General features: G+C 67.4%; 6 protein-coding genes and 1 pseudogene. 3 read left to right on the top strand and 4 right to left on the bottom strand.

Annotated features, from left to right (window positions below):
• A pseudogene (locus tag Q0D57_RS08790) lies at positions 1-375 on the top strand (hypothetical protein); the annotation flags it as partial.
• Between the two features lie 126 nt (positions 376-501).
• Positions 502-1,860: an ABC transporter substrate-binding protein gene (locus tag Q0D57_RS08785; protein ID WP_291041561.1), complete on the top strand. Its 1,359-nt coding sequence runs from the start codon at positions 502-504 to the stop codon at positions 1,858-1,860.
• A gap of 145 nt (positions 1,861-2,005) precedes the next feature.
• On the opposite strand, the gene Q0D57_RS08780 is transcribed toward Q0D57_RS08785, so the two are convergent.
• The 4 genes from Q0D57_RS08780 to Q0D57_RS08765 all read right to left on the bottom strand — a co-directional run bounded on the left by Q0D57_RS08780 (position 2,006) and on the right by Q0D57_RS08765 (position 6,084).
• Positions 2,006-2,830, bottom strand: a complete 825-nt coding sequence (locus Q0D57_RS08780) for an ABC transporter ATP-binding protein (protein WP_291041558.1) — start codon at positions 2,828-2,830, stop codon at positions 2,006-2,008.
• Positions 2,827-3,738 (bottom strand): ABC transporter ATP-binding protein, encoded by a 912-nt coding sequence (locus tag Q0D57_RS08775; RefSeq protein WP_291041566.1) that lies wholly within the window; start codon positions 3,736-3,738, stop codon positions 2,827-2,829. Before Q0D57_RS08775 ends, Q0D57_RS08780 begins: the two co-directional genes overlap by 4 nt.
• Before the next feature lie 64 nt (positions 3,739-3,802).
• Positions 3,803-4,780 carry a branched-chain amino acid ABC transporter permease gene (locus Q0D57_RS08770; RefSeq protein ID WP_291041555.1) on the bottom strand — a complete coding sequence of 326 codons (978 nt, stop codon included), beginning with the start codon at positions 4,778-4,780 and terminating at the stop codon, positions 3,803-3,805.
• A gap of 14 nt (positions 4,781-4,794) precedes the next feature.
• On the bottom strand, positions 4,795-6,084 hold the full coding sequence (locus Q0D57_RS08765) for a branched-chain amino acid ABC transporter permease (protein WP_291041551.1): 1,290 nt from the start codon (positions 6,082-6,084) through the stop codon (positions 4,795-4,797).
• Positions 6,085-6,339: 255 nt separating this feature from the next.
• Here Q0D57_RS08765 and guaB point away from each other — a divergent pair, with 255 nt between their 5' ends.
• Positions 6,340-7,842, top strand: coding sequence for an IMP dehydrogenase (gene guaB, locus Q0D57_RS08760; RefSeq protein ID WP_291041548.1), 1,503 nt, complete (start codon positions 6,340-6,342; stop codon positions 7,840-7,842).
• The last annotated feature ends 19 nt before the right edge of the window (positions 7,843-7,861 follow it).

Here is a 7,861-nt window from a genome sequence, read left to right as displayed (position 1 = left end):
GCTCCGGCGCTGCTGCCCGCGCTGGCCGAGGCCGCCGCGGCGAGCGGCATCGCCGCCGTGGGCGCGACGGGTGAGCCCGTGGCGGTCGACGAGGCGTTCAGTGCACGACTGCGCTCGTCCGATCCGACCCTCGCCGACACCCGGTACGGCGTCGAGAGCTACGACGCGGTCGTCATGATCGCGCTCGCCGCCGCACTCGCGGGCGACGACGGACGCACCTCGGTGCAGCAGTTCCTGCCCGCCGTGACCACCGGCGCCGTGTCCTGCTCCACCTACGGAGCCTGCCTCGACGTGCTGAAGACGCGGGCCGACATCCGCTACACCGGGGTCACCGGTCAGTTGTCGACGGGTGTCGTGCAGGTCACCGACAGGTAACGATTTGGCCGTGTTACACGGCTGTAACACCAATGTATTGTTCCGGGCCCGAACACCGCTTACCGTGAATCCACGGCCGGTTCTTCGAACCTGCCACGAAACTGCACACATCTAATAAGGAGCACCATGAGCGTATTCGCGAAGGTCACCACCTCGCGCTCGAAGCCCCTCTCCATCGTTGCCGGCGTCGCCGCGTTCAGTGCCGGCGCTCTGCTGCTGGCATCCTGCGCCTCGACGCCGAGCACCGACGGGGGAGACAGCACCGCCGCTGCGGCCGTCTGCGGCCCCGACGCGGCCACCGCGGCCGCCGAGGTCACCCCGGCAGCGCCCGAGACCCCTCAGACGCGCGAGACCAAGCTGAAGCTCGGCTCGATCCTCCCGACCACGGGAACCCTGGCCTTCCTCGGCCCGCCCGAGATCGCAGGTGTCGACCTGGCCATCGCCGAGATCAACGCGTCGTCGGCCGGCGTCCTGGGCGGCAACGCCGAGGTCATCCACCGCGACTCGGGCGACACCACGACCGACATCGCGACCCAGTCGGCGACCGACCTGCTCAGCCAGGGCGTCTCCGGCATCGTCGGAGCCGCGTCGTCCGGTGTCTCGTTCACCTTCATCGACCAGGTGACCGGCGCGCAGGTCGTCCAGATCTCGCCCGCCAACACCTCGCCCGACTTCTCCACCTACGACGACGGCGGCTACTACTTCCGCACCGCTCCGTCCGACGTGCTGCAGGGCCGCGTGCTCGGCAACCTGATGGTCAACGACGGTGCCGAGAACGTCGGCATCATCTACCTCAACGACGCCTACGGCTCGGGCCTCGAGTCCAACGTCACGACCGCCATCGAGAACGCCGGCGGCACCGTCGTGGCCTCCGAGGCGTTCAACGAGGGCGACAGCCAGTTCAGCGCTCAGATCGACGCCGTTCTCGCCGAGGACCCCGACTCGATCGCGCTCATCGCGTTCGACCAGACCAAGGTCATCGTGCCCGAGCTCATCGGCACCAAGGGCTTCGACGGCAGCAAGCTCTACTTCGTGGACGGCAACCTGTCGAACTACGACGAGGACTTCGACGCCGGCACACTGAACTGCGCCAAGGGCACGCTCCCCGGCGTTCTGGCCGATGACGAGTTCAAGGCCAAGCTGCTCGGGATCAACCCCGACCTGAACGACTACAGCTACGCTGCCGAGTCGTACGACGCCGTCAACCTGATGGCTCTCGCCGCCGTCGCCGGCGGTGCCTCGGATGGTCCGACCATCCAGGCGAACATGCAGGCCGTCTCCGAGGGGGGCACCAAGTGCACCTCGTTCGCGGAGTGCGCCGACCTGCTGGCCGCCGGCACCGACATCGACTACGAGGGCGTCTCGGGCCCGATCACGTTCGATGAGAACGGCGACCCGACCGAGGCCTACATCGGTATCTACCAGTACGGTTCGGACAACACCTACGCGCCGCTGAACGTCGAGTTCGGCTCGCTCGCGGAGTAGTCCACCCCGCACACCGAAGGCCCGGCCCCTCTCAGAGGGTGCCGGGCCTTTCTGCTGCCCGCCTCCCGCGAGGGGTCAGAAAAGGCCCCAAGACCGTAGTCTTGGGGCCTTTTGTGACCACTCGGGGGAGGGAGGGGGCGCGGGGTTAGTGGCCCTGGTCGGCTGCCAGGGTGCCGAGGTAGAGCTCGATGACCTTCGGGTCCTTCATGAGCTCGCGGCCCGTGCCCGTGTAGGCGTCACGGCCCTGGTCGAGCACGTAGGCGCGATCGCAGATCTGCAGGCAGCGACGGGCGTTCTGCTCCACCATGATGACGGAGACGCCCGCACGGTTGATCTGGTGCACACGCATGAACGTCTCGTCCTGCCGCACGGGCGACAGGCCCGCGGAGGGCTCGTCGAGCAGCAGCACCGACGGCTCCATCATGAGCGCACGGCCCATGGCCACCATCTGGCGCTCACCGCCCGAGAGCGAGCCGGCACGCTGCTTGCGCCGCTTGCCGAGCTCCGGGAAGAGCGTCGTGACGAAGTCGAAGCGCTCCGCGAAGATCGACGGCTTCTGGAACAGGCCCATCTCGAGGTTCTCCTCGATGGTGAGGCTCGGGAAGACGTTGTTGTTCTGGGGCACCATGCCGACGCCCTTGGTGACGAGCTTGTTGGCCTTCAGGCCCGTGATGTCCTCGCCCTTCAGGATGACGCGGCCGCCGCGGATCTTGATCTGGCCGAAGATGGCCTTCAGGACCGTCGACTTGCCGGCACCGTTCGGGCCGATGATGCCGATGAGCTCACCCGGGTAGGCCTCGATGGTGCAGCCGTTCAGGATGTTGACGCCGGGCAGGTAGCCGCCGACCAGGTTCTCGGTCTTCAGCACCACGTCGCCGCGGTCGGTCGGTGCCGCCGTGCGGGCCGCAGCGCGCTCCGCCGCGAGATCGTTCGTCTCGGCGTTGACCTCATTGGGATCGATGTCGCTCATGCCCTCTCCTCCGGCTTCGCGTAGCCGTCGTCCTCCGACGCGGCCTCGGGGTGCGCTTCGCGCGCTCTGCGCTCGGCCTCGAGCACCGGGTTCGGGCCGTCCTCCATGAGGTCGCCGAGGTCGGTGTCGTGGTGGGCGCCGAGGTAGGCGTCGATCACGGCGGGATCCTTCATGACGGTCTCGGGCGGGCCCTCGGCCACGACACGGCCCTCGGCCATCACGATCACCCAGTCGGAGATGTGCATGACCATGTGCATGTCGTGCTCGACGAAGAGCACCGAGGTGCCGTCGGCCTTGAGGTTCTTGATGTGCCCGAGGAGCGACTGCGTGAGGGCCGGGTTCACACCGGCCATCGGCTCGTCGAGCATGATGAGCTCGGGCTGGGACATGAGGGCCCGCGCCATCTCGAGCAGCTTGCGCTGGCCGCCTGAGAGCGAGGCCGCGTAGTCCTCGCGCTTGGCATCGAGCTTGAAGCGGGCGAGGAGCTCGTCGGCGCGAATCGTGTTCTCCTCCTCCTGCTGACGCCAGAGAGGCTTGATCAGCGAGCTGAAGAGGCCCTCGCCGCGCTGGCCCGTGGCTCCGAGCAGCATGTTCTGCAGCACCGAGAGGCGACCGAGCGACTTGGTGAGCTGGAAGGTGCGCACCATGCCGGCCCGTGCCACCTTGAACGCCGGGACGCCCGCGAGCGACTTGCCGTCGAACTCCCACGTGCCGGTGTTGGGCTTGTCGAAGCCCGTGAGCAGGTTGAACATGGTGGTCTTGCCGGCGCCGTTCGGACCGATCAGCGCGGTGATCTGACCGCGCGGGATCTCGAGGTGGGCGACGTCGACCGCCTTGAGGCCGCCGAACTGGCGGGTGACGCTGTCGGCGATGACGATGGGATCGACCTTCGCGCATCCGGGGCCCACCTCGCCCTTGACGAGGGGGTGGGTGACCGTGAGGGCCGGTTCTCCGACGGAGGTCTTGTCGAGGTTAGACACTGAAGGACAGCTCCTTCTTGTTTCCGAAGATGCCTTGCGGCCTGAATATGACGAGGAGCATCAGCGCGACACCGACGAGGATGAAGCGGATCTGCCCTGCCTGGGTGGTGTCGATGAACGGGAGGATGCCCGCTTCGATCGCACCGTAGAGGATGCCCTGTGTGAGCGAGAGCACGACCCAGAAGATCATCGCGCCGACGATGGGGCCGAAGATGGTGGCGGCACCGCCGAGCAGCATGATCGTCCAGATGAAGAAGGTGAGGCCGGTGGTGTAGTTCGCCGGCTGCACCGCGCGGGGCAGGATGAAGATGATTCCCGCGATGGAGCCCATGACGCCACCGATCACGAGGGCCTGCATCTTGTAGCTGTAGACGTTCTTGCCGAGGCTGCGCACGGCATCCTCGTCTTCACGGATGCCCTTGACGACGCGGCCCCAGGGGCTCCGCATGAGCAGGAAGACGAGCACGCTCGCGAGCACCACGAGGGTCCAGCCCACGATCCGGATCCACCAGTCGTACTCGTTGTAGACGAACGGGCCGAAGCCGTAGCGCCCCTCCGGGATCGGGTTGATGGCGGCGAAGGTGCCCTTGAAGCCCGACAGGCCGTTGGCGGCACCGGTGACGTCGGTGAGGCCGGTGGTGGTGACGATGTAGCGCACCACCTCGGCCGAGGCGATCGTGACGATAGCGAGGTAGTCGGCCCGCAGCCTCAGCGTGGGGATGCCGAGGATGAAGGCGAAGATGATCGAGCAGATGATCGCCGAGAGCACCGCCACGATGAGCGGGGCGCCCGCGAGGGTCGGGATGGCGAAGGCGTAGGCACCGATCAGCAGGAAGGCGGCCTGACCGAAGTTCAGAAGGCCCGTGTAGCCGAAGTGGATGCCGAGGCCGATGGCCGCGAGAGCGTAGGCCGCCGTCGTCGGGCTGATGATCTCGCCGATGGCGTTGCCGAAGATGTTTCCCCAGTCCATGAGTCTCTCCTCCCTTAACCGATTCGTTCTTTACGGCCGAGGATGCCCTGCGGTCTGACGAGCAGCACCACGATCAGCACCACCAGCGCGGCGGCGTACTTGAGGTCGGCCGGGATGATGAGGGTCGAGAGCTCGACGAACAGGCCCACCACGATCGAGCCGACGAGCGCGCCGTAGGCGGAGCCGAGGCCACCGAGCGTGACGGCGGCGAACATCAGGAGAAGAACCTGGAAGCCCATGTCCCAGGAGACCTGGCGGTAGAGGCCGAGCATCACGCCGGCGAGAGCCGCGAGGGCGCCCGCGAGCACCCACACGATCCGGATGATGCGGTCGACGTCGATGCCCGAGGCGGCGGCGAGGGAGGGGTTGTCGGAGACCGCGCGAGTGGCCTTGCCCACCCGGGTGCGGGTGAGGAAGAGGCCGACCGCGAGAAGCGCCACGATCGAGATGACCATGCTCACGATGGAGCCGGTCGTGATGCGCACCGGGCCGAGCACGATGGCGTCCGAGAGGCCCACGTTCATGGTCTTCGTGGAGCCGTCGATGAAGAAGAGGTAGGTGTAGCGCAGCGCGATCGCGAGACCGATCGACACGATCATGGCCTGGACGAGCTTCACCCCCTTCCGCCTCAAGGGCTTCCAGAGCAACCAGTCCTGCACGTAGCCGAAGACACCACCGAGCACGAGCGCGATCAGCATGGCGACGAAGATGTTGACGCCGAGCAGCACCGCCGTGATCCAGGCGATGATGGCGCCGAAGGTCACCATTTCGCCGTGGGCGAAGTTGTTGAGGCCCGTGGTGCCGAAGATCAGGGTGATGCCGATGGCCGCGAGGGCGATCAGGAGGCCGAAATTCAGGCCCGCGGCGAGGCGCTGCAGGAACTGCTCGAAGAAGCCCGTGGTCTGCCGGGTGTCGGCGCCGAGCGGGAACGAGCGCGTGATCGAGTTGGTCTGCCACTCGCTCGAGGAGACGGTGGCGGTGTCGCGATCGGGATCGCGGAGCTCGACGCCGTCGGGCAGGGTCTCGGGGTCGATCGTGACCGTGTACTCCGCCTTCTCCGGCACGATGACCGACCAGCGGCCGGTGTCATCGCTCGTCGCGACCTCGGAGAAGCCGCTCGCGCCCTCGACCGTGACCTCGGCGCCCTCGACGACGTTGTCGCCGTCGCGGAGCACGCCACCGATCGTGAGCGTGTTCGTGAAGTCGCTCGTGGGGGTGGGGGTCGGAGCAGGCGACGCCGTGGCGGACAAGGCCCCGGAGCCGAGCACGATGCCCAGGCACAGCGATAACGCGGCGAGGATCATCTTGGTGAGACGGACTCCTGGTCCGATACGGATACCTGCGATCAAGACAGCACCTCCTGGATGGAGGGCACCGGGGGTGGTGGCGCCTCTCCGTGTCTATGGTCGTAGCGACAGTGCTCGACCATACATACGAATTGTGTCCACGGTGTTTCAAGTGGATACCCAAATCGGATGTCGGTCATTTCTACACGGAATACTGCCTACTTCCTAACCGTTACCATTGATCAAGATTCGGGCGCGGATAAAGGGAGAACGATGGACCAGGCTGATCCGTTCGGCTTTGTGGGATTGACCTACGACGACGTGATGCTCCTGCCGGGGCACACCGATGTCATCCCGAGCGAGGCGGACACCTCCTCGCGGCTCACGAAGCGCATCCAGGTGGCCACACCGCTGCTCTCGGCCGCCATGGACACCGTGACCGAGTCGCGCATGGCCGTGGCGATGGCCCGCCAGGGCGGCCTCGGCATCCTGCACCGCAACCTCTCGATCGCCGACCAGGCGGAGCAGGTCGACCGGGTCAAGCGCAGCGAGTCCGGCATGGTCAGCGACCCTGTCACCACGACTCCGGATGCCACGGTGGCCGAGGTCGACGCCCTGTGCGGCGTGTACCGCGTGAGCGGACTGCCCGTGGTCGACGGCAGCGGCGTGCTCGTGGGCATCATCACCAACCGCGACATGCGCTTCGTCTCGCAGTTCGAGAAATCGACCACGTTCGTGCGCGACGTGATGACCAAGATGCCGCTCATCACCGCCAAGGTCGGGGTCGACCCGGATGACGCGGTGGCGATCTTCGCGCAGCACAAGATCGAGAAGCTCCCGATCGTGGACGACGCGGGCCGGCTCTCCGGCCTCATCACGGTGAAGGACTTCGACAAGAGCGAGAAGTACCCGAACGCCACGAAGGACGGCGCGGGCCGCCTGCGCGTGGGCGCCGCCATCGGCTTCTTCGGAGACGCCTGGCAGCGCGCCACGAACCTCCTCGACGCGGGCGTCGACGTGATCGTGGTCGACACCGCCAACGGTGACAGCGCGGGCGTGCTCGAGATCATCCGCCGCCTGAAGAGCGACTCGGCCTTCGCCGAGGTCGACGTCATCGGCGGCAACGTGGCCACCCGCTCGGGCGCGCAGGCGCTCGTCGACGCGGGGGCCGACGCCATCAAGGTGGGGGTGGGCCCCGGCTCCATCTGCACCACCCGCGTGGTGGCCGGCGTGGGCGTGCCCCAGGTGACCGCCGTCTACGAGGCCTCCCTCGCCGCTCGCGAGTCCGGGGTCCCCGTGATCGCCGACGGCGGGCTGCAGTACTCCGGCGACATCGCGAAGGCCCTCGTGGCCGGCGCCGACACCGTCATGCTCGGCTCGCTGCTCGCGGGCTGCGACGAGAGCCCCGGCGACCTCGTGTTCGTCAACGGCAAGCAGTTCAAGAACTACCGCGGCATGGGCTCGCTCGGCGCCCTGCAGACCCGCGGCGAGAAGACCTCGTACTCGAAGGACCGCTACTTCCAGTCGGACGTGCCCTCCGACGACAAGCTCATCGCCGAGGGCATCGAGGGCCAGGTGCCCTACCGCGGCCCGCTCGCGAACGTGGCCTACCAGCTCGCCGGCGGCCTCCGGCAGTCGATGTTCTACGTGGGCGCCCGCACCATCCCCGAGCTCAAGGAGAAGGGCCGCTTCGTGCGCATCACGGCGGCCGGCCTCAAGGAGTCGCACCCGCACGACGTGCAGATGGTGGTCGAGGCCCCCAACTACCGCCGCTAGCCCGCGGGCCGCGGGCGGC

Origin of the sequence: Herbiconiux sp., assembly GCF_023264895.1 — a bacterium.
Lineage (GTDB): Bacteria > Actinomycetota > Actinomycetes > Actinomycetales > Microbacteriaceae > Herbiconiux.
The sequence above is the reverse complement of the archived record's forward strand: the minus strand, read 5'-3'. Positions and strand labels throughout refer to the sequence as shown.

What these genes read in the sequence shown, in the direction of transcription:
- Q0D57_RS08785 (WP_291041561.1), top strand. Translation starts at nt 502, where the DNA reads ATGAGCGTATTCGCGAAGGTCACCACCTCGCGCTCGAAGCCCCTCTCC.
- Q0D57_RS08780 (WP_291041558.1), bottom strand. Translation starts at nt 2,830, where the DNA reads ATGAGCGACATCGATCCCAATGAGGTCAACGCCGAGACGAACGATCTC.
- Q0D57_RS08770 (WP_291041555.1), bottom strand. Translation starts at nt 4,780, where the DNA reads ATGGACTGGGGAAACATCTTCGGCAACGCCATCGGCGAGATCATCAGC.
- Q0D57_RS08765 (WP_291041551.1), bottom strand. Translation starts at nt 6,084, where the DNA reads ATGATCCTCGCCGCGTTATCGCTGTGCCTGGGCATCGTGCTCGGCTCC.
- guaB (WP_291041548.1), top strand. Translation starts at nt 6,340, where the DNA reads ATGGACCAGGCTGATCCGTTCGGCTTTGTGGGATTGACCTACGACGAC.